This window comes from Pediococcus ethanolidurans (assembly GCF_001437405.1).
Classification (GTDB): domain Bacteria; phylum Bacillota; class Bacilli; order Lactobacillales; family Lactobacillaceae; genus Pediococcus; species Pediococcus ethanolidurans.
Map to the genome: position 1 here is coordinate 122,089 of NZ_JQBY01000003.1, position 21,134 is coordinate 143,222.

Here is a 21,134-nt window from a genome sequence, read left to right on the forward strand (position 1 = left end):
ATCAAAACAGAAGACGACCGTTACGAATTTTCGCTTTGGTCGTCTTTTTGTGTTTTTAATCAGGTTTAGCAATTGCATCCCAAATCATTGCAAAGACAGGTTGAAATGCTGATTTATCTTCGTTTGGTTTGGCAATACTGGTGGTATAACGACGAATAACGTTGAAAACGATCGTCAAATGTAATTCTGGACTAACAGGACGTAGAATTCCGGCATCGATTCCCTTAACAACTAAATTACGAGCTAATTGCGTATCGTCGGTAACATTAAGTTCACTGGAGTGAAGCGGTGAGTTGGGCATGGCCTTAATTTGCTCAATCACTTCAATATCTTGGGGATGCTGAAGGGCAAACTGATAAAGGTTCATAATGTATGCCTTAAGTTGTTGAGTCAGTGTAAGCGAAGAATTTTCTAAAGTCATAAAAAAGTGCTGCATACCAGTCAATTTACTTAAATAAACGTGGTAAAGCAGATCATCTTTGTTTTTGAAATAAATATAAATATTAGATTGAGAAATTCCCACTAGTTTAGCCACTTTAGTTGTTGAAACTAGTGCGGCCCCTTGAGTGGCAATTAAATTGCTCGTCACTTGAATAATTTGGGTGTATTTTTCTTCATTCTTCTTTTTCATAATTTTATCATACGGGGTTTATTTTGAAATTTCAAGGTTGACAAAAGATAAACTTATCTTTTATAATGGCAAAGAGTAAAAAAGATAGATCTATCTTTAAAAAGGAGAAATTTAAAAATGAAAATAACTTTACTAGGTTCTTTAGGACATATTAATCAGTACGTCATTCCTGCTTTAATCAAGGCTGGGCATGAGGTGACTGTTATCACACATTCCGATAAACGAGTTGATCAAATAAAAAAACTTGGTGCCATTCCTGCAGTTGGATCTATGGATGATGAGTCTTTTCTTACGAAACAATTTACCGGTGACGATGTTGTTTATCTTATGTTAAGCGGTATGAGCAGTGATCCGTTGAACGCGGCCAAAACGCAGGGTCAGGTATTTTACCAAGCAACTAAGGCAGCTGGAGTGAAAAATATTGTTGATCTCAGTAGCATCGGAGCAGATCGCCCATACGAAATGGTGGGGACACTGTCCTTTTATCACTATATCGAAGATGCTCTCAGCCAGTTGAAAGATGTCAATATTACTTTTGTGCGACCCGTTGGCTTCTACTCTAATTTGCTTAGCAGTATTGCCATGATCAAACAACAAAAACAGCTTGTTTCCACAATTCCGGCTGATATTAAACGTGAATTTGTGTCCCCACAGGATATTGCAGAAACGGTAACGGCTTTATTGCTAAATACGCCTGAAGGACACAATGTTCGTTATGTGGTCAGTGATGAGGCTACTGGTCAAGAATTGCTTGAAGGCCTTTAAAAAGAACTGAATATGCCAGAATTAAGATATGTCACAATTACTGATGAACAATTTGAAGCGGCTTTGATCAAACAAGGGATACCCAAATCGGTTGCCGAAGGATTTACAATTATGACTAAGTCGCAACGCACACCAGAGGAATCGTATGCAGATCTAAGAGCTCATCAACCCAAATTTGGTAAAGTAAAATTGGCAGATTTTATAAAGACCTTTGGAGCTGTTTATCGTGGTGAAGTTGAGGGACGTGCGAACACAATAGCAGATAAATAAAAAAATTTAAGACAAACTAAAAACAGGATTGAAATTCTTTTTGACGAGAACTTCAATCCTGTTTGACTAAATGAATAATTTTAGAAGTTAAATTTGTGTTTAACGGCAAACCAACTTACATGAAAAACATAAGCGGAAGTGAATGCCAAAATCCAGGTTAAGATGTAACAACAAATAATAGCCCAAACTGGATGGTTATTGCTAAGGCTGTTTCCGAATATACGCCAAATAACTTGTAGCCAAAAAACATTTGATAAGTATGCACGATAGGCATAAGTTGCCAAGAAATGCATGGGTTGTAGCACCCGTGAGTGTTGGCGAATGTTTAGAAATGCTAACGCAGCTACCAAACCAATAATAGCCAGAGTATAAAGCGTCATTGACGGTTTATAGTAAATGGCATTTGCCAAGTTTACGGGATGACCAAAGGCTTTTAATTCCGAATTAGTCCAGATAAATGTGCCAACCAGAATAATAGCTATAATCCACCAAAAACGACGCAGTAGATTTTCCAATTGATGGTGTTTCTTCCAAGCCAATGAGCCAAAAATGCCGTAAATAATAAAACTAACGAAAAGGCGATCTAACAGATACCAATGCTGCATCTGGGGACCATAAAACACAAAATGATCGTAAAAGAGTAACCAGATAAAATAACCAATAGTCGTGACCAGTAAGGTTCCGTATAGACGATTAGTTGTTTTTACCGCCCAGCGTGAAAGCCACCAGAAAAATGGCATCAAAATAATGAACTGAAGCATCATTGTGTTGTACCAAAGATGCGGTGCTGCATTTCCGTTGATAAATTGCCAAATAAAGCTGCCAAAATTATGAAAATGAGAAACTTGTTGAACATTTGGCATGATTAAAAGGTACGCTAATGTCCACCAAAAAGTGGGGACAAATAAAGCAGAAAATTGCTTAGACATGTAATTCCCATAATCAGATAAATGGGCATTTTCATGAGTACGAATAGTTGAAAATAAAATTCCAAAAATGAAGGCTGGTGCGGTATACTTCACCAGATTGTAGACGATGCCAATTCCGGATTGAGTTGAAAAACTTGGTCCGGTTTTTAGAACAAGAGAAAGCACGGTTTGCATCATAACTGCAGTGCAGGCAAAGACTTTCATATAGTCGCCAACATCAGCACTTGGTCCAGTCGTTGTTTTTGTTGTCATTGAGTTCTGCCACCTTTATTGAAATTGTGATGATGAACTTTTTGACTACTATAAAAAATATTAAGATGGTAATTTATGATTCAACTGATTTTCGATCCTTTCCAGGAGTCGAATGATAAAATTGTTTGTATTTTTTGTAGAAAAAAGTTTTGTTTGAAATCCCAACCTGTTCCATGATTATCGTAATTGGCATGGTTGTTGATGATATTAAGTTATGTGCTTGTATCAAACGCTCCTGTGTCAGAATATCACTAAAAGTTTTTCCAACACCCTGTTTAAACAGATTGCTTAAATAATTTTCACTGTAATTATACTGCTGTGCTAATTGATTAAGTGTAATGCTTTTATATTCCGTGGAGACCTTCTTTAATATTTCGGTTATTAACTTTTGTTGCTTACTTGCATGTTCATTATTTACGAGTGGGTATTCACGTACTAGTTGAGTTAATAAAATTGAAAGATAAGATTTAATAATTGAGTTGGAAAAATCTTTCTTTAAAAAGTACTCGTCAATGATGTGCTCGATAGTTTCTTTAATCTCACTACCTGTTTTCTTTTGAAATAATAGGTAATCCACTTTTGCTGATTTATTACTGACGGTATGACTAAGCAAAAAATCGTATAACACACTGTTGTTTCGTCTTAAGTCACTTAGAAAGTTGACGCTAATTGTTTGTTCACGGAAAAGAATATTAATAAGAATATCATCTTCACTTAATGCTTTAATAGCATGTTTTGAACCTACATCGAGTAACAACAAATCACCAGCATGTAATATCAGAGTTTTATCATCCACAATTTCTGTGGCACTACCATGCAGCATGTAATTCATTTCTAAAAAAGTGTGAGTATGCAATGGATAGTCTGCAAAACGATTATGTTTGCTGATATAGATATCACGATTACGAAAAAAGAAGTTATTTAATACTCTAGTATTTTTTTGCCTTGAAAGACTATTATTGATGGCTTTTGCCGGTAAATCTTCTTGAAAATGATGAGATTTTTTTTGCTTTAATTCTAGCGACGTAACACTTTTTAAAAGGTTCAATACTCTTGCATTCATGGAATTCCCTCCTGTAAATATGATACTCCAAAAGTGTGTAAATGACATTGTTGCGCATAAAGGTAAGCGGTTACAATACCCTTGTAATCAATTGAAACCGCTTACTAATCGAAAGAGGGTATATGTTATGAGCGAAAGCAAATCAGGATCCATTAAATCTACAGTGGCCGTATCAATAACTAATTTTTTGGATTCTGGCTCAATTGTAGCTGGTGCAAGTGGATTGACTTTGTGGACGAAAGCATTGGGCTTGTCAAGCTTTCAAGTAGGACTACTTGGAGCTTTGAGCGCTAATGCATTTGGAGCCGCTGTTGGTGCATTATTTGGTGGTCATTTATCTGATAAATATGGACGCAAAGTAATTTATACGTATGATATGTTGGTTTACATGCTTGGAACACTAATCGTAGCATTTTCATTTAATTTTCCAATGCTTCTAATTGGATTTTTAATTACTGGAATTGCGGTAGGTGCTGGTGTTCCAGCATCATGGACTTATATTTCAGAAACTTCTCAATCAACCAACCGAGCAAAGAATATTGGTATTTCACAATTTGCTTGGTCGTTAGGACCAGCCATTATTTTTATTGTTGGTACTTTATTAGCACCGATTGGATTAATTGGAAACAGAATCATTTTTATATTCTTAACAATCATTGCTTTTGTTGGATGGAGATTACAAAGCAAACTCCATGAATCACAAGCATGGGTTGATCAAAAAGTTCATGAAAAAGAAACTGGTGAAAAACCCCATCCATATCGTGATTTGTTTTCAAATGTGGTTAATCTAAAAACTTTGGCATTCTTAATTGGTGTTTACATGTTTTGGAATTTGGTCGCAGGAGCCATGGGATTCTTTATGCCATATGTGTATGAAACAGCAGGCGGACTAACAAACATGGAGGCAAACCTCTTACAAGCAATTCTTTGGATATTCACTGCGTTGGCAACTTATATCGGTTTTGCTCGTTATGGGGATCGTGCAAATCACCGAATTTTCTTCTTCGTTGGTGCTGCAATGGCGGTAGCTTCTTGGGTAGTTTTAACCTATGCCGGGATGAATTGGACAAGCCTTTGGATCTTTGTAACGGTATGGGGAATTTCAGCAGGTATTGGTGCACAGGCATGGTACGCACTTTGGGCCACAGAATTATTTCCAACTAAGTATCGTGCCGGTTCGCAAGGAGTTATGTTCTTTGTGGTGCGCTTGTCAGCAGGAATTTGGTCAATCGTATTTCCAACCATTTTAACAAGTATGGGATTTAAAGCAGCCGGAACTTTCATGATTGCATTGTTAGTTATTTCTCTTGTTATTGGAACCATTTGGACTCCACAGACACGAGGAAAAACGTTGGATGAAATTACAAAAGAACGTTATGGCAATACTTTAGATAAAGATGAAGTTAAAGCAACCAAAAGTAAGGTGAGAGCTACAGGAACTCACTTAACGGGAGGTGCAAAGTAAATGCAAGCATATATTGCAGTTGATATTGGCGCATCAAGTGGTCGTTTGATGCTTGGCCAACAAGAAAACGGTAAATTAAATTTAAAAGAAGTTTATCGTTTCACTAATGGTTTCACGTTAGAAGACAGTCATGATCGATGGAATATTGATCATTTGATAAATGAAATTTTTAAAGGTCTAGAAAAAGTTAAGCAAATGGGTATCAATGATGTGAAGTTAGGCATTGATACGTGGGCAGTCGATTACGTATTAGTTGGAGAAGATGGAAAAAAGTTAGAAGACCCGATTAGTTATCGTGATAAACGTACACACAATGCTATTCAAAAGTTAACGAGTCAATTACCGAAAGAATATATTTATGAAAAAACGGGAATTCAATTTCAGGATTTTAATACTTTGTATCAACTATATACGGAAAATCGAGATTTATTGGCAAAAACCGATAAAATCATGATGATCCCTGACTATATTGGTTATGTATTGACAGGAAATGCTGTGACAGAGGTTACCAATGCTTCTACAACACAAATGTTGAATTTGCGAGTGGGATTATTTGATAAAGATTTATTGGCTGAGGTAAATGTTTCCGAAGAACAATTTCCACATTTAGTTGAATCAGGGACAGTGCTTGGTAATGTGAGTTACCACTGGCATAAACAATATGATATTCCGAATGTTGAAGTTGTCACGGTCGCAACTCATGATACTGCATCTGCAGTTGTAGGCACTCCAGGTAGTGGAGATCGATGGGCATTTCTTAGTTCTGGAACCTGGTCACTATTAGGAACCGAACTAAATGTGCCAGAGAATGGGTTGCAAGCTTTTCATGAGAATTATACAAACGAATGGGGAGCTTATGGTACGTATCGTTTCTTGAAAAATATTATGGGACTTTGGATTGCTCAAAGTGTGCGTCATGAACTAGATGATAAATATTCTTTTAATGAATTAGCTGATATGGCGGAGCAGGTTAAACCGTTTGAACAGTTTATTGATATTAATGATGAACGTTTTGTAAATCCTAATAATATGATCAATGAATTACAGAATTATTGTAAAGAAACTCATCAAAAAGTGCCTGAAACACCAGGAGAACTTTTTCAAGCAATTTATTCAAATCTGTCGTTATTTTATGCAAATGAACTATCAAAACTAGATGAAATTCTTGGTTATCATATTGATACTTTGAACATTGTTGGTGGCGGTAGTCATGTTGATTTGATGAATCAATTGACAAGCACATTAGCTAACGTAGATGTCATTGCCGGTCCGGGTGAGGCAACTGCAATTGGTAATATCATGGTACAGATGATTGCGTCCGATGAAGTTGAAAATATTCATGCTGGTAGACGTCTAATTGCTAAATCATTTGATTTGAAAAAGTATCATCCTGAAACAAATAAATATGGAGACACTTTAAGTGAGTATCAAAACTTTATTGAAAATCATGTAAAGGAGATGGTATAGATGGTCAGATTGGGGCAAGTAATGTATTTACACAAAGATGCATATGAAGAATATCAAAAAAGACATGCGGCATTATGGCCCGAAATGAAATTGGCTTTACGTGAATATGGAGCTTCTAATTATTCGATCTTTTTAAACAAAAAAACGGGTCAAACATTTGCTTATCTAGAGGTGCCAAGTGTGGAAACTTATAACCGAATAGCTGATACAGACATTTGCAAGAAATGGTGGAAATACATGGAACCACTAATGGATACTAATCCAGACAATAGTCCGGTAACGACGGACTTAAAAGAAGTATTTCACTTAGATTAAATATATGGAGGAAAAAACGATGGCTAAAACAGAAGAAGTAGAAAAAGCATATAACCTGGCAAAAGAACGATACGCAGAGTTAGGTGTAGATACAGATAAAGCAATGGAACAGTTAAAGAAAGTTAAGCTTTCAGTACATTGCTGGCAGGGCGATGACATTCATGGCTTCTTAAATCCTAATCAAGAATTAACTGGAGGAATTGGAGTCTCTGGTAATTATCCCGGAATTGCCCGCACACCGGATCAGTTGACTGGTGATCTTCATGAAGCATTATCCTTAATTCCTGGAAAACATAAGGTTCAATTACACACTATCTATGCTGTTACTGATAAGAAGAAAGACTTTAATGAAGTTGGTCCAGAAGATTTTAAGTATTGGGTTGATTGGGCAAAACAAGAAGGAATTGGGCTTGATATGAATCCAACCTTCTTCTCACATCCGATGGTTAAAAATAACTTTACTTTAGCAAGTCCTGATAAATCTGTCCGTGATTACTGGATTGAAGTAGGTAAAAAGTCTCGAGAGATTTCTAATTATTTTGGTAAAGAATTAGGTCAACGTTCAGTAAACAACTTCTGGATTCCAGATGGCTTTAAAGATAATCCAATTGACAAACAGTCTCCACGTGAACGATTAATTCAATCATTAGATACCATTTTTGAAAAGAAATATGATGAAAATAATACGATTGAATCTGTCGAAGGTAAATTATTTGGAACCGGAATTGAGTCATACACGGTTGGTTCACATCTGTTCTACAACAATTATGCAATTAGCCGAGGCAAACTATGGACTATTGATGCTGGACACTGGCACCCAACAGAGGATGTCTCAGATAAATTCTCTGCATTCTTACCATTTGGCAAAGGCTTAATGTTACATGTTTCTCGTCCAGTACGCTGGGATAGTGATCATGTTGTGATTTTTGATGATGCTTTAACTCGAATTACACGTTCACTTGTTCGTGATAATGAACTTAGTCGAACAAATATTGGACTTGATTTCTTTGATGCCACAATTAATCGTGTTGCAGCTTGGGTTGTTGGTGCACGTGCTACACAAAAGGCTTTGTTACAAGCAATGTTGGCACCAATTGATGATTTAAAGAAAGCCGAATTAAACTTTGACTTTACAAAACGATTGGCTGTTACTGAAGAGTTGAAATCATATCCATTTGGAGCTGTTTGGGATGAGTTCTGCTTAAAGAATAATACTCCAGTTGGTACTGACTGGCTCAATAATATTCATGATTATGAACAAAAAGTTCAATTTCTACGTGATGAGAAATAATTAAACATAAAAAATTTGAAGAGGCGGAAGACATGAAAGACTTTATTGAATCTAAATATGTACATGAAATGGCACAAACAACTAATAATTTGTATCGGCATGGTTGGGATGAGCGTAATGGCGGTAATGTCAGTTTACGGTTAACCAAAGAGGAAGTTTCACAATATGCTGGTACCGATAAAGTGTTGCGCAATATTCCGATTGATTTTGATGCTAGTGAATTAGCTGGAAAGTACTTTTTGGTTACCGGTACGGGTCGTTACTTTAAAAACATTATTGAATTTCCGGAACGTGATTTGGGACTTATTCGAATTACCGATGAGGGTAATAGTGTAGATCTCATGTGGGGATTTAATGATGGTGGGGAGCCAACTAGTGAATTTCCATCTCATTTAATGAGTCATATCGAACGATTAAAGCAAGATCCAAATCAACGTGTTATTATGCACTGTCATCCAACTAATCTTGTAGCAATGAGTTTTACAAATCGTCTGAGTTCCAAACATTTTAGTCGGACTTTATGGAAGATGCATCCAGAATCCATCGTTGTATTTCCAGAAGGTGTTGCTGTAATTCCATATATGTGCCCAGGTACAACGGCAATTGGTCGAGCAACATCTGAACAAATGCAGAATTTCAGAGTCGTTGTTTGGCCACACCATGGTGTCTTTGCAGCAGGTGATTCATTAGATGAAACCTATGGATTAGTTGAGACAGTTGAAAAATCAGCTTTGATTTACACAACAATTCAATCACAAGGTGGAAAAATTCTGCAAAGTATAACGGATAAAGATTTGCATGATCTATGCAAACGATTTGATCTAAAACCTAATAAAGAATTTTTAACACCTGAAAAGGTGGCAGTTGGTGCTAAATAAAAGGCTAGTAAAGGGTAAGTGATAGTGTGCGTATTCAAAAGCAAAGCTATGCATTTGCAACAGAGGATAGTTTGAAAAGATGGTTTTATTTAGGATTATCCTTACTAATAAATGCAACTGGTCATTCGTTGACAATAGTGACTAATTTAGGAAGTGCCGTGTGGACAGCATCTGCAGTTAATCTTTATCATCTTTGGCCGTTGAGCTTACGTGCAACTTTATTTCTCTGTGGTGTGATCGTAGTTTTAATGAATGCGTTATTGATTCGCAAATTTATATGGAAACGAATTGTTGGAAACTTACTTTTTACATTTCCTTTTAGTTTTTTGATTCAATTGTTTACCCAATTAATTAGTAAATCTAGAATTAACAGTCTGCCACTCGTATTACGAGTAATAATTGATATCTTTGGTATTTTATGTGTAGCACTGGCAACCTCCATTTACCAGAGGGCTAATATAGTGTTACATCCCAATGATGATTTTATGCAGATTATTAGGTTCAGATATGTACATGGTAATGCGACGATTGCACAGATGATTCACTACATTCCGCCTGTACTTATTATGGTGACAACATTCTTAACAAGTGGTCAACTTTGGGCAGTTAATGTTGGAACTTTGATTTGTTTATTCTTCCAGGGTACGTTTATTGGTTTCTTTGATAAACATGTATTCAAAGGACTAAAACATTATGATTTGAACATTATTAAATAAAAAACTGATTATGAATTTTCACGAATTCATAATCAGTTTTTTATTTAAATTAACTTCAAGAATATCGAAGCAATGATGACCGAAGCAATTGATACAGTGGCAAATCCCCCAACCAACATTTTGGGTAACATGTTTTCAGTTAAAAATTCTTCTTCTTTTTCGTTTTCGGCAACACTGTGACAGATTTCCGTAGTCAAAATATAATCGGCTGGAAATCCAAACAAAGCAGTTAGAGAACAGGCAAAAGCCATTTCACGCGTCATACCAAATGGCTTTGCAAGTACCGAAGAAGCAATGAACATACCTAAAATACCAAGAGCGATTAAGACGATGATTTGAACTACGATACCGCCCATAATTTGCGGTGTTGTTAAACTGAGCTGGGCAAATACATAAGCTAATAGTCCATACATTAACCAATTAAAAACACCGGCCTGATTTAAAGCATTGTCTTCCAAGAAACCAAGTTGATGGGCGATAACCCCAAAAATTAAACAAACGACATTTGCATTAATTGCATTGTTTAAAAGACCGGCAACCCAATTACTAAAGAGGGCAACAAGTCCGATTCGAACAAGAATGAAAGCTGCCGTTTGATACTCATCGGGGAGATTAAAGATCCGTTGTTTTGGTTGTGAAGCCACGGCCCTTTTGGTCATCTTTGGTCCATCTTCCTTAGCCTTTAACGTCCCGCTTCGAAGACCGGTAACTAAACGATGGCCTTCTTTTTTTAACATAACAGCAGTTAATGGATAGCCAATGACGGAATGAATGACATACATTGAAACTGGCAAAGCAACCAGTGTGGTGATTCCAGCCGCTTTTAAACCATTTGTCATTAATAAAGCAGCAACCAAACCACCAGTTAGTGGTGGGATAGCCGCAACGACTGTATGCCAATCAAAAATAAGTGATCCTACAACTAAAGTTAGAATTAGAGTTCCTAAAACACCTAATAAGGCAATACACACGGCTTTCCATTGAGCAATTAATTCTTTCAGGTTCATTAGAGTTCCCAAATGAACCAATAAAATGGAAATACAAACACCCACAAATGGGGTGTCAAACGATGCTTGAGAAACCACATTTTTGGGAAGCACTGTCCAAAATCCAATCACGAATAAGACTGCAGTGACGAAAACTGATGGGATAAATGCCTTGGTGAGACTTGAAACCCATTCACCGATTAACATGAAAAGCATGACGCAAACGAATGCTATTAAGTATGCCATATAAAATCCTCCGAAATTCTATGTAAAGATTAAAAATATTTTAATAGAACTTTAATATAAAAATGCTGATAAGTCAATGATAAATTGAAACAAAATGTCTGTTTTCATTGTTTTATAATAAAACATCGGTTTGACGAGACTTAAAATGAGAATTACAATCAAACACAAATACTTTTAAGGAGTGGAAATATAATGACAAAAACGAATTATAAAAACTTCAACCTGTTTGATGGTGTTCATGAAACGTTACAAAAAAACGCTAGCTTTACGGTTGACGATGAAACGGGCCGTTTAGTTTCTGATAGTGCGGCTGATAAGGTTGTTGATTTAAAAGGAAAATATGTCATGCCTGGATTGATAAATGCACATACACATATGATGATGCAGCCTGAATCAAATAAGTTGGAGTATCTTTCTGAAGCAGAAGTTACATTTAGTGCTATTGAAAATTTGAAAGAATTATTACGTTCAGGAGTTACCTATATTCGTGACTGTGGTTGTGCGTTTGATGTTGATATTAAGTTAGCTAAACTGCAACAAGAAGGACAAGCCGTTGTTGGTCCACAAATCTTGCCTTCTGGTCGGCCAATGTCAATTACTGGTGGACACGGTGATTTCACTGAAGGCTGGGATGGCAATACTACCTGGGGGTATTTGACGGATTCTACAGATGAAATGCGCAAGGCAGTTCGAAAAGCATTCAAATATGGTGCACGTAATATTAAAGTTATGGCCACTGGTGGTGTAATGTCGGCTACTGATCAGGTTGATGATACAGAATTAAGTTATGAAGAAATTAAAACGGCAGTTGAAGAAGCACATTCTAAGCATATGACGGTAGCTGCTCATGCTGAAGGCGCAAAGGGAATTCATAATGCAGTGAAGGCCGGGGTAGATTCCATTGAACATGGCTCGTATGTCACCGATGAAGACATTGAATTGATGTTGAAACAAGGAACTTATTTAACACCAACGTTGATTGCAGCATATACCATTCCAAAGTATGGACAAGGAAAATTACCTCAATACATGTTGGACAAAACCAATGCCTTTATTAAAGACTATTTTGCAAGAGTAGGTGCAGCGATTAAGGCTGGAGTCAAAATTTCATTTGGTACAGATGCAGGGACACCATTTAATGGCTTTAAGGATACACCGTTTGAATTACAACTATTAACTGAAGTAGGAGCTACTAATGCTCAAGCGTTGTTTGCAGCTTCTCAAAATAGTGCAAAATTATTACACATCGATCAAGATTATGGCACCTTAGAGACCGGAAAATTTGCTGATTTCTTAGTATTGGATGCTGATCCAGTTGCTGATGTAAAAGCAGTTCAACAGGTTGATAAGGGAGTATATCAACATGGTGTAAAAGTCTATTAACTCGGAGGAGGGCTTAAAATGAGAACAACCTATTTCAATGCTAAATTGTTTAATGGAATCGATGATGAAATTGTTTCAGATGCTTGGTTTACCGTCGATGATGAAACAGGAAAAATTACTGAAACTGGAACAGAAACGCCGTTAAATGATAACCCTCACGTAGATTTGCATGGCCAATATGTTATGCCGGGGTTAATTAACGCACATACACATTTAATGATGAATCCTGATACAAATAAATTGGAATTCTTATCGGAGACTGAAATTGCTTTTACAGCTTTACGTAATTTAAAAGATTTGCTGCATTCTGGAGTTACATATATTCGTGATTGCGGTTGTGCATTTAATGTTGATCTGAAGTTACACAAGTTAGCAGAGCAAGGCGAATTTACGGGTACAGAAATCTTTCCTAGTGGTCGCCCTTTTTCAATGATTGGTGGTCATGGTGACTTTCGTGAAGGTGAAGATGGAAAAATTAATTGGTCTTACTTAGTTAGTTCAAATGATGAGATGCGTAAGTCGGTGCGTCAGGCTTTCAAACATGGCGCAAAAAATATTAAGGTTATGGCAACTGGTGGTGTAATGTCAGCCACCGATCAAGTTGATGATACCGAATTAAGTGAAGCTGAAATGCAGGTGGCAGTCGAAGAAGCACATTCTAAACATATGATTGTTGCTGCCCATGCCCAGGGTAATCAAGGCATACAAAATGCCTTAGATGCAGGTGTAGATTCAATTGAACATGGAATTTACGTGGATGAACAACAAGCGACGTTCATGCGTGAACATAACGTTTACTTAGTACCTACGTTAAATGCGGCGGCATCGATTTCTAAGTACGGTGAAGGTAAAATTCCGGCTTATATGATCGATAAAAATAAAAAAGTGCAAGCAAATTTTTATAAAAATATTGCAATGGCCTTGAAAAAGGGCGTTAAAATTGTTGTAGGAACCGATGCAGGCACGCCATTTAATAGCTTTAAAACGGGAACTTGGGAAGAAATGGCACTACTGGTTCATGAGATTGGTGCAACCCCATATCAAGCATTGCTGGGTGCAACAAGTTATGCGGCACAACTATTACGAATTGATGATGCATACGGAAGTTTAGCTGCTGGAAAAGTTGCCGATTTTTTGGTTTTAAAAGAAAATCCATTAGAAAAGATTGAAGCCGTTCAACAGGCTGACAAAGAAGTTTACAAAAAAGGACATAAAGTGGTGTAATTAAAAATCCTGATTTCAACTTGAGATCAGGATTTTTATGTCCCCTTCTCTAAGTTGCGCTACAATTGAAATATCATTTAGCAAGAAAGGCATGTCACATGAGATATTTACTTTTATTGCGTGGTATCAATGTAGGTGGTCATAATAAAGTTGTGATGAAGGAATTGAAGAGCAGTTTGATGGAAACTGGCTTTACAAATGTAATTTCTTACATTAATAGTGGTAACTTAATTTTTGAGAGTGATCAAGTTCAAGCGGCAGTTACGCAAAAAATTGAAAGAATTTTGAAGAAAAATTATACTTTTTCGATGACGATGCTTGTGATTTCGGCAGATGAGTATCAACAGGATTTTGCACAAGTTCCTGAATGGTGGGGTGCTGATCCTAGTTTGCGCCATAATGCTTTATTTTTGTTACCCAGTTTTGATCCTAAAGCATTACAACACCTTAAACAGCAAATTACAGATTATGATCAAATTGAAATTAAACCCAATGTTATTTTTTGGACTTCGACGTTTAAAAAAGATTTTAGTAAATCGGTATATGCTAAATTAATGAAGGAGTCTTTTTATAAAGACGTCACGATTAGAAACAGAAATACAGCACTTAAACTGCTTCAATTGCTGCAAAATTAACTAAAATAACCAAAGCTTGATTCCAAGAAATTGTGTTTTCTTAAAACTGAACTTTGGTTATTTATTTGACCTAACTATTGTACTTTCTTTTGCAAAACGGATTCGATTTCATCCGTCATTTTTAGCGGATTAGTTTTAGGTGCGTAACGTTTGACCACATTACCATCACGATCAATTAAAAATTTGGTGAAGTTCCATTTGATTGCAGAGCCCAACGTACCAGGAGCCGCCTTCGTCAGGTAAGCAAAAAGTGGTAAGGCATCTTTTCCATTCACATCAGCGATCGTATGCATGGGAAAACTAACACCATACGTTGTTCGACAAGCAGCAGCTGCTTCTTGACTTGAGGCAACTTCTTGTTTGAATTGGTTAGATGGAAATCCTAAAACAATGAGACCTTGATCAGCGTAAGTTTGATAAAGCTGTTCCAATTGTTTAAATTGAGGTGCAAAGCCACACTTGGTGGCAGTGTTCACGATAATCATTGGTTGACCACGATATTTAGAAAGTGAGTAACTTTCACCATTTTCAAGGGTAACTGTGTAATCATATACTGACATTTAAAGGACCTCCTTATCGTTATTATAGCCATTTTAGAAATAAAAATCGTTATTTTTGACTTGAGCAAGTTAAAAATTACAAGTTTGACGTATTTATTAGTAATGGACGAATCAAATTGTTGACTATCCGATTGAATATATATAGCATATACATGTAAAGAAAGGCGGATGATAATCATGCACAGTGTAAAACTAAGAAAAGTTGGAAGTTCTAATGTATTAACCGTTCCTAGTAATATTAAGCCGCGTGAAACTGAATTTGATGTTTTTTATGGTCGTAATGGTGCTATCGTTTACACACCAAAGACTATCAATCCATTTACAGATAAAAAATTTATTCAAACGCATAAAGGCAAACTACAAACAGGACTAATTAAGACGGAGTTGTCTAAGGATGAGTTCTAATTATATTCCGGAGCAACAAGATATTGTTTGGATTAATTTTCAACCTTCAAAAGCAAACGAATTGAAAGGAAGACATCCTGCCGTTGTTTTAAGCAACAGTGGCTACACAATGGTAACGGGATTGGTGGCTGTTTCTCCAATTACGCATGCCGCTGATAATCGATTGAAAGAGTTGTTTGTACCCATCAAAACGAATTTTGGTATTGAAGGATTTGTAAATCCACTACAATTTCACACTTTTAGTATGGCTGGTCGTCACGTTGAGTTTGCTGGTGGTTTATTGGATGATGCTTCGTTTGCCGTTGTGTTAAGGGTGCATCAGCAGATTCTGAATTATGTATAATTTTAATAAATGAGGTTGAAAAATTATTTTTCCAACCTCTTTTTTAATAGCTTATTCTTGCGCCACTTTTTACTAAGAAAAAGTAAATAAAATTTACACCAGGTTCTCAATAAGTTGTAACATGAAAGTTAGTTAATTTTTTTAGGAAGAAGGCAAGCCCTTTGTCAAAACGAAATATTTTAATTGTGACCTGTGCCCTACTTCTATCCAATGCGATGAGTGGGTTGGATAGCACCATTGTAAACACGGCTTTGCCTGCGATTATATCTGATCTTCATGGAATTGAGTTAATGGATGGATTGTGGCGGTCTTCCTCCTCGGAACGGCGGTTAGTACACCGCTTTGGAGTAAGCTTGGTGAACATATTGGTAACAAACAAAGCTATCAGCTTGCTGCGCTATTCTTTGTAGTGGGTTCTTTACTGCAAGGACTAGCACCAAACATTGTTTTTTTGATCATTGTGCGAACCATCGCTGGTATTGGCAATGGCGGAGTTGTTTCGTTACCTTACATAATTTATGCACGAATGTATGCTGACCCACGAAAACGGATGAAAGTACTGGGTTTTGTTTCTGCAAGCTATAGTACAGCTACGATTATTGGACCATTAGTTGGTGGGTTCATTGTGGATGCATTTTCTTGGCACTGGGTCTTTTATTTGAACGTGCCAATTGGTCTGATTTCCGCGATCTTAGTTCAAATTTATTATCAGTTGGAAAAAGAGCCACACAAGAATAAGCCTGTGGACTATATGGGCTCCATTCTAATGACCATCGGGTTGACCAGTTTGTTAGCCGGAATTGAAATGATTGGAACTGCCAGTGTAACCTTTGTTGTTATCGCATTAGTGGTTGCTGTCGTTTGTTTGGGTGTCATGATTTACTTTGAAAGAGGCGTGGCAGATCCGATCATTCCTAGTCGCTTGTTTAAAAATCAGGCGTTAGTTATTGATTTCGTTTTGTTTACGTTAATTTGGGGAGCCTTTGTTGGTTTTTTAATTTACAGTCCAATGTGGGCACAAGGATTATTGGGAACCACGGCTTTAATCGGAGGTGCTACTCAGATTCCTAGTTCGTTTACAAACTTCATGGGCTCTGGATCGGTGGCAACATTGCGCCGCTATTTCACTCCGCAAAGAGTGGTAGCAATTGGCATTGTCATGCTAATTGTGTCCTTTCTCTTACTTGTCATTGGTGGTGTAAAGACACCATACTGGGTTCTGCTTGTGGCAGGTGCATTTGAAGGTTTTGGCAATGGAGCGTGCTTCAATGAACTTCAGGTGAAGGTGCAATAAGATGCTGAACTGAAAGATGTTCCCGTTGCGACTTCGTTTAGTTTTTTAATTAGAATGCTCAGCCAAACATTTACTGCATCCATCTTTGGCCTAGTTATGAATAGTGCGCTTCGTCATGGCGTGTCCAATTCTAATGGCGCAGTCACGATGAAGATGATGAATAAATTGAGTGATGCAACCAATATTAGTTCCTTACCGGCAAAATTGTTGCCCCAAATGCGCGCAATTTTGCATAATGGCTTGCATAATATTATGTTGCTTTCCTTAGTGTTAATGTTTATTTCATTGGCGATCAACATCTGGGCACAGTATTTAGAAAGACGTGCACACGTGGAAGTGTAGTACTGAAAAATTAGTTGGTAGGTTAGGAAGAAGTTGATTAGTTTGTCACTATGGCTCATGTCAATAATTTTATTAGCAACTGGGTTGGCAGCAGGCTTTTTATCATCTGTTGCAGGGTTGGCATCGTTAGTTTCGTATCCGGTTTTATTAATGCTGGGTTTACCACCGGTTAGTGCAAACGTGACGAACACGGCAGCATTAATTTTTACCGGTGCGGGCTCTAGCATAGCATCGTTGCGAGAACTTCATCATGTTCGAAAAACGGCGTTAAACGTGACAATCTATGCATTAATTGGGGGCGTTGTTGGCAGCTTTCTGTTGGTTATTGCCCCTGCCAAAACATTTGAGCGAGTTGTGCCGTTTTTAGTTTTTGGTGCCGGTGTATTGATGTTGTGGTCACAGTTTCGGCATACAGTTCCTAAGAAAGCAGAAAATCCCCATCATTTAGAGATTATGATTCTGAAAAATATCGCAATTCTTTTAGTGGGAGTTTATATTGGCTATTTTGGGGCGTCCGCCGGAATGATTATGTTGTCTATTTTGATTGTGACGCTTAACGCAACGTTTGGTGAAATTAATGCCATTAAAAACTTTGCGGCGTTTATGACAAACATCTTGTCCTTAATTATCTATGCTTTTACAACGAAAGTTTATTGGTGGATGGTGATTCCACTTGGAATTGGTATGTTTGTTGGTGGTTATATGGGTCCGGTAGTTATTCGGCATGTACCTGTAAAACCGCTGCGCATCATAATCTCGTTTGCCGCGTTTGGTTTGGCGGCTTACTTGTTTTATACAGCTTATTATTAGAATTCGTGTTTTTTATCACGGATTTTTTTTATTAATTTATAACTTGTATTGAATGAGAAAAAGCAAATGGGTATAGTTAAAGATATAGCAATAAATACATTATTATTGAAATTAGGTTCAATACTATGGAAACACTAAGACAACTAGAAAGCCTTCTTTTAGAAATTAGTTTGGCTACGATGCTTATATTTTTAATAACCATCGTGATTTATTATTATCGTTCGCGTAAACGGTCCAACAATTACCTTGCAAAAAAGCAGTTGGACCTACGCTATTTTATTCAAAAACAAGTAAATTACCGTGGTGAATTAACGGGTTACGAATGTTTATTACGTCAACATCAAGAAGACGGTTCATGGAAATTGCCAACTGAACTAAAAACTTTGCCGTTACAACGCGTCATTTTTCTATTGGAAGAAACATTTAAATCTTTGCCAGAGAAGTCAATTACATTGTCAATTAATTTGGAGTACGAGCAAGTCATTAGTGATGAATTTGATTACTTTGTGCGCTGGGCAATTAGCAATATTGAACCGATGAAGTTGAATGTTGAATATACAACGGGAAGAAATAGCGAAAACTTACATAAACGAAAGTTTCGCAGACATATTCAAAATGGACGTCATTATGGCATGCATTTTTCCGTAGATAACGTTGGTTCAAAATTAACTAATTTGTCTGATATTGAATGGATGTTACCTGTTACGGATACACTAAAATGTTCCATGCGTAGTTTTCGTAAAACGGATCCTAATGAATGGTTAGATTTAAATTTACAATTTTGGAACCATTTAACACAAGAACGCCATATTAATTTGGTTTTAACTGGTATTGAAAACGCTGAAGACGAAGCACTGGCACAACAATTAAAGATTGAGATTCGCCAAGGCTATTTATTTGGACATCCAATTGATCCACGGGATGAACGGAGTGAGAAATAATGGCACAAAAAACAAAAGAAGAAAAAACTTCCCAGATACAGAGCGCGTATACAGATCATTATTTTGAAAAAGGCCATTGGTGGTTAAAAGTTTGGCAGACACTTGTTGCGTTATTTGGCTGGATTTGCGTAGTGGTGCCCTTGATTGTGACGATTCTTTCATACTTAGGTGTTAAATATCACTTTTTCAAACCATTGTGGACATATCGTGAAGGTATTTTTGAAATTCAATTTATTGGTGTTATTTTATTGTTTGCTTTTGTGATGGTGTTGGTATTCAGTGTTTCGATGGCACTTATTCAAAATCGAAAACGTGATCGATTAGTTGAACAATGGCCAACTTTTAATCCCATTAATCAAAAAAAACGGACAACAGAGCTCGATCAGTTTATGGATCGTAGATTTGGACCTGAAAAAGCGCGTCAAAATACACGTAATTATCGGGTTGAACCAGAGCAAAATTTAAAGACTCACGAAATCAAACAACTTTTTGATCAACATCATATTGACGATCTATAGAAAGCGATGATAGTTATGATTAATCATGTTTTTGGCAGTACTTTAAGTGCAACACTTTTAAACATATTCTTATTAATTCTCTGTTTGTATCCGGTGATTGGCTCTTTCTTTTGGTTTTGTGGCGCACTGAGTTATCGGTGGTTACGAACTGAAAAAACAGATAGTGATTGGCAGGTGCTACCTAAAAACAAACAACCAATGGTGACCATTATGATTCCTGCCCATAACGAAGAAATTATGATTGCGGACACGATTAATTATTTGTTTGAACAATTGAATTATGATAATTACGAAGTTTTAGTAATGAATGATGGTTCTACCGATGAAACTGAAAAAATTGTGATGGATTTAGAGGACAAATATCCACGTTTGCGAATGATTCATATTGTGAAAAATGAAGGAAAAGCGCATGCTTTTAACATTGGTATGTTTTTTGCCAAGGGAGATTATATTCTGAGCAACGATGCGGATACAATTCCGGAACCAGACGCGTTAATGAAATATATGAACTATTTTATTCATGATCGGGATCTCAATACTTCCGCGGTAACGGCTAATATGGACGTTTCGAACCGAACAAAGTTACTGGGGAAATCACAAACGGTTGAATTTTCTAGTATTGTGGGAGTAATTAAACGTAGTCAGGCTGCGATTAATGATTCTATGTATGCCTATAGCGGCGCCAATACATTATATCGGAAAAGCTTTTTGATTGATGTGGGTGGCTTTCGCCAAGATCGAGCGACGGAAGATATTAGTATTGCCTGGGATCATCAAATGATTGGAGCCGTCCCAAGGTTTGCACCGAATATTGTTTTTCACATGAATGTGCCAGAAACCATTTCAGATCTTTATCGACAAAGAAAAAGATGGGCTCAGGGTGGAACGGAAGTCTGGCTGACAAATATTAAAAAATTTGTGTGTCATCCGATTAAAAAACGTTATCAAATGTCAATGTTTGTTGATTCGACACTATCAATTATTTGGTCATTTTTCTTTTTAATTACCGCTGCCTTATTTATCGCCACATTGATTTATTTTGCGATGACCGGTAACTGGGAAAGATTTATGCACAGCATTGAAATGTCCTTCATCTTTGTTAGTTTTGAAATGTTTGCCGGATTTATGCAGTTATTGGCGGCATTGATATTAGACCATCATGGAGCTAAGTTGAAATACTTATTGTTTGCGCCATTATATATGCTGTTTTATTGGATGATCAATCCGGTGACGGTGGTGATGACTTTTATACCAGCGTTAAAAACGATTTTTGGTCGTGGATCTGGTACGTGGGTGAGTCCCAAACGGCGCAAGATTCTGAACGAAGAGAAAAATAAAACTGACTAATTTATAAAGACAGCCAGAAGCAAGCTTTAAAACAAAAAAACGACATCAGTTAGTTACC

22 protein-coding genes and 1 pseudogene are annotated in these 21,134 nt (G+C 36.9%); 18 read left to right on the forward strand and 5 right to left on the reverse strand.

Annotation, left to right across the window (positions count from 1 at the left end; genetic code table 11):
* Positions 1-55: 55 nt before the first annotated feature.
* A complete protein-coding gene (locus IV87_RS02220; RefSeq protein WP_057805268.1) occupies positions 56-631 on the reverse strand; it encodes a TetR/AcrR family transcriptional regulator in 576 nt (191 codons plus the stop codon).
* Positions 632-748: 117 nt separating this feature from the next.
* Here IV87_RS02220 and IV87_RS02225 point away from each other — a divergent pair, with 117 nt between their 5' ends.
* Both IV87_RS02225 and IV87_RS02230 read left to right on the forward strand, forming a co-directional pair.
* Positions 749-1,396: an SDR family oxidoreductase gene (locus IV87_RS02225; protein ID WP_057805269.1), complete on the forward strand. Its 648-nt coding sequence runs from the start codon at positions 749-751 to the stop codon at positions 1,394-1,396.
* 12 nt (positions 1,397-1,408) lie between these two features.
* Positions 1,409-1,666 (forward strand): hypothetical protein, encoded by a 258-nt coding sequence (locus tag IV87_RS02230; RefSeq protein ID WP_057805270.1) that lies wholly within the window; start codon positions 1,409-1,411, stop codon positions 1,664-1,666.
* Between the two features lie 80 nt (positions 1,667-1,746).
* On the opposite strand, the gene IV87_RS02235 is transcribed toward IV87_RS02230, so the two are convergent.
* Entirely contained in the window at positions 1,747-2,847 is a 1,101-nt protein-coding gene (locus tag IV87_RS02235; RefSeq protein ID WP_057805271.1) for an acyltransferase family protein, read from the reverse strand.
* Positions 2,848-2,920: 73 nt separating this feature from the next.
* On the reverse strand, positions 2,921-3,910 hold the full coding sequence (locus tag IV87_RS02240; protein WP_057805272.1) for an AraC family transcriptional regulator: 990 nt from the start codon (positions 3,908-3,910) through the stop codon (positions 2,921-2,923).
* A 127-nt stretch (positions 3,911-4,037) separates the two neighbouring features.
* Here IV87_RS02240 and IV87_RS02245 point away from each other — a divergent pair, with 127 nt between their 5' ends.
* The 6 genes from IV87_RS02245 to IV87_RS02270 are packed head-to-tail and all read left to right on the forward strand — an operon-like array spanning position 4,038 to position 10,042.
* Positions 4,038-5,375: an MFS transporter gene (locus IV87_RS02245; RefSeq protein ID WP_057805273.1), complete on the forward strand. Its 1,338-nt coding sequence runs from the start codon at positions 4,038-4,040 to the stop codon at positions 5,373-5,375.
* Positions 5,376-6,842 (forward strand): rhamnulokinase, encoded by a 1,467-nt coding sequence (gene rhaB / locus IV87_RS02250; RefSeq protein WP_057805274.1) that lies wholly within the window; start codon positions 5,376-5,378, stop codon positions 6,840-6,842. It begins immediately after the preceding gene.
* Positions 6,843-7,157: an L-rhamnose mutarotase gene (rhaM, locus tag IV87_RS02255; protein WP_057805275.1), complete on the forward strand. Its 315-nt coding sequence runs from the start codon at positions 6,843-6,845 to the stop codon at positions 7,155-7,157.
* 19 nt (positions 7,158-7,176) lie between these two features.
* A complete protein-coding gene (locus IV87_RS02260; RefSeq protein ID WP_057805276.1) occupies positions 7,177-8,448 on the forward strand; it encodes an L-rhamnose isomerase in 1,272 nt (423 codons plus the stop codon).
* A gap of 32 nt (positions 8,449-8,480) precedes the next feature.
* Positions 8,481-9,326, forward strand: coding sequence for a rhamnulose-1-phosphate aldolase (gene rhaD, locus IV87_RS02265; RefSeq protein WP_057805277.1), 846 nt, complete (start codon positions 8,481-8,483; stop codon positions 9,324-9,326).
* Between the two features lie 32 nt (positions 9,327-9,358).
* The gene (locus IV87_RS02270; RefSeq protein WP_057805306.1) at positions 9,359-10,042 is read left to right on the forward strand and encodes a YczE/YyaS/YitT family protein; all 684 of its coding nucleotides are present in this window, start codon (positions 9,359-9,361) and stop codon (positions 10,040-10,042) included.
* Between the two features lie 44 nt (positions 10,043-10,086).
* Here the strand turns inward: IV87_RS02270 and IV87_RS02275 are convergent, their stop codons facing one another.
* A complete protein-coding gene (locus tag IV87_RS02275) occupies positions 10,087-11,274 on the reverse strand; it encodes a hypothetical protein (RefSeq protein ID WP_057805278.1) in 1,188 nt (395 codons plus the stop codon).
* A gap of 192 nt (positions 11,275-11,466) precedes the next feature.
* On the opposite strand from IV87_RS02275, the gene IV87_RS02280 reads away from it, so the two are divergent.
* The 3 genes from IV87_RS02280 to IV87_RS02290 all read left to right on the forward strand — a co-directional run bounded on the left by IV87_RS02280 (position 11,467) and on the right by IV87_RS02290 (position 14,516).
* Positions 11,467-12,657, forward strand: coding sequence for a metal-dependent hydrolase family protein (locus IV87_RS02280; protein WP_057805279.1), 1,191 nt, complete (start codon positions 11,467-11,469; stop codon positions 12,655-12,657).
* Between the two features lie 18 nt (positions 12,658-12,675).
* The gene (locus IV87_RS02285) at positions 12,676-13,881 is read left to right on the forward strand and encodes a metal-dependent hydrolase family protein (RefSeq protein WP_057805280.1); all 1,206 of its coding nucleotides are present in this window, start codon (positions 12,676-12,678) and stop codon (positions 13,879-13,881) included.
* Positions 13,882-13,979: 98 nt separating this feature from the next.
* On the forward strand, positions 13,980-14,516 hold the full coding sequence (locus IV87_RS02290) for a DUF1697 domain-containing protein (RefSeq protein WP_057805281.1): 537 nt from the start codon (positions 13,980-13,982) through the stop codon (positions 14,514-14,516).
* A gap of 74 nt (positions 14,517-14,590) precedes the next feature.
* Here IV87_RS02290 and IV87_RS02295 read toward each other — a convergent pair whose 3' ends face one another.
* A complete protein-coding gene (locus IV87_RS02295) occupies positions 14,591-15,076 on the reverse strand; it encodes a glutathione peroxidase (RefSeq protein ID WP_057805282.1) in 486 nt (161 codons plus the stop codon).
* Between the two features lie 177 nt (positions 15,077-15,253).
* On the opposite strand from IV87_RS02295, the gene IV87_RS02300 reads away from it, so the two are divergent.
* The 7 genes and pseudogenes from IV87_RS02300 to IV87_RS02330 all read left to right on the forward strand — a co-directional run bounded on the left by IV87_RS02300 (position 15,254) and on the right by IV87_RS02330 (position 21,076).
* Positions 15,254-15,481 (forward strand): hypothetical protein, encoded by a 228-nt coding sequence (locus tag IV87_RS02300; RefSeq protein WP_057805283.1) that lies wholly within the window; start codon positions 15,254-15,256, stop codon positions 15,479-15,481.
* Complete coding sequence (locus IV87_RS02305; RefSeq protein ID WP_057805284.1) at positions 15,471-15,824, forward strand: type II toxin-antitoxin system PemK/MazF family toxin; 354 nt, start codon at positions 15,471-15,473, stop codon at positions 15,822-15,824. Before IV87_RS02300 ends, IV87_RS02305 begins: the two co-directional genes overlap by 11 nt.
* Positions 15,825-15,985: 161 nt before the next feature.
* Positions 15,986-17,460, forward strand: a pseudogene (locus tag IV87_RS02310) (MFS transporter).
* Positions 17,461-17,502: 42 nt separating this feature from the next.
* Positions 17,503-18,270, forward strand: a complete 768-nt coding sequence (locus tag IV87_RS02315) for a sulfite exporter TauE/SafE family protein (protein WP_057805285.1) — start codon at positions 17,503-17,505, stop codon at positions 18,268-18,270.
* A 125-nt stretch (positions 18,271-18,395) separates the two neighbouring features.
* The gene (locus IV87_RS02320; protein WP_057805286.1) at positions 18,396-19,211 is read left to right on the forward strand and encodes an EAL domain-containing protein; all 816 of its coding nucleotides are present in this window, start codon (positions 18,396-18,398) and stop codon (positions 19,209-19,211) included.
* Entirely contained in the window at positions 19,211-19,729 is a 519-nt protein-coding gene (locus tag IV87_RS02325) for a hypothetical protein (protein WP_057805287.1), read from the forward strand. Before IV87_RS02320 ends, IV87_RS02325 begins: the two co-directional genes overlap by 1 nt.
* Positions 19,730-19,735: 6 nt before the next feature.
* Entirely contained in the window at positions 19,736-21,076 is a 1,341-nt protein-coding gene (locus IV87_RS02330; RefSeq protein WP_057805288.1) for a glycosyltransferase family 2 protein, read from the forward strand.
* The last annotated feature ends 58 nt before the right edge of the window (positions 21,077-21,134 follow it).

Bases quoted from the DNA above. Each gene is read 5' to 3' on its own strand.
- IV87_RS02220 (WP_057805268.1), bottom strand. From the start codon at position 631: ATGAAAAAGAAGAATGAAGAAAAATACACCCAAATTATTCAAGTGACG.
- IV87_RS02225 (WP_057805269.1), top strand. From the start codon at position 749: ATGAAAATAACTTTACTAGGTTCTTTAGGACATATTAATCAGTACGTC.
- IV87_RS02230 (WP_057805270.1), top strand. From the start codon at position 1,409: ATGCCAGAATTAAGATATGTCACAATTACTGATGAACAATTTGAAGCG.
- IV87_RS02235 (WP_057805271.1), bottom strand. From the start codon at position 2,847: ATGACAACAAAAACAACGACTGGACCAAGTGCTGATGTTGGCGACTAT.
- IV87_RS02240 (WP_057805272.1), bottom strand. From the start codon at position 3,910: ATGAATGCAAGAGTATTGAACCTTTTAAAAAGTGTTACGTCGCTAGAA.
- IV87_RS02245 (WP_057805273.1), top strand. From the start codon at position 4,038: ATGAGCGAAAGCAAATCAGGATCCATTAAATCTACAGTGGCCGTATCA.
- rhaB (WP_057805274.1), top strand. From the start codon at position 5,376: ATGCAAGCATATATTGCAGTTGATATTGGCGCATCAAGTGGTCGTTTG.
- rhaM (WP_057805275.1), top strand. From the start codon at position 6,843: ATGGTCAGATTGGGGCAAGTAATGTATTTACACAAAGATGCATATGAA.
- IV87_RS02260 (WP_057805276.1), top strand. From the start codon at position 7,177: ATGGCTAAAACAGAAGAAGTAGAAAAAGCATATAACCTGGCAAAAGAA.
- rhaD (WP_057805277.1), top strand. From the start codon at position 8,481: ATGAAAGACTTTATTGAATCTAAATATGTACATGAAATGGCACAAACA.
- IV87_RS02275 (WP_057805278.1), bottom strand. From the start codon at position 11,274: ATGGCATACTTAATAGCATTCGTTTGCGTCATGCTTTTCATGTTAATC.
- IV87_RS02280 (WP_057805279.1), top strand. From the start codon at position 11,467: ATGACAAAAACGAATTATAAAAACTTCAACCTGTTTGATGGTGTTCAT.
- IV87_RS02285 (WP_057805280.1), top strand. From the start codon at position 12,676: ATGAGAACAACCTATTTCAATGCTAAATTGTTTAATGGAATCGATGAT.
- IV87_RS02290 (WP_057805281.1), top strand. From the start codon at position 13,980: ATGAGATATTTACTTTTATTGCGTGGTATCAATGTAGGTGGTCATAAT.
- IV87_RS02295 (WP_057805282.1), bottom strand. From the start codon at position 15,076: ATGTCAGTATATGATTACACAGTTACCCTTGAAAATGGTGAAAGTTAC.
- IV87_RS02300 (WP_057805283.1), top strand. From the start codon at position 15,254: ATGCACAGTGTAAAACTAAGAAAAGTTGGAAGTTCTAATGTATTAACC.
- IV87_RS02305 (WP_057805284.1), top strand. From the start codon at position 15,471: ATGAGTTCTAATTATATTCCGGAGCAACAAGATATTGTTTGGATTAAT.
- IV87_RS02320 (WP_057805286.1), top strand. From the start codon at position 18,396: ATGGAAACACTAAGACAACTAGAAAGCCTTCTTTTAGAAATTAGTTTG.
- IV87_RS02325 (WP_057805287.1), top strand. From the start codon at position 19,211: ATGGCACAAAAAACAAAAGAAGAAAAAACTTCCCAGATACAGAGCGCG.
- IV87_RS02330 (WP_057805288.1), top strand. From the start codon at position 19,736: ATGATAGTTATGATTAATCATGTTTTTGGCAGTACTTTAAGTGCAACA.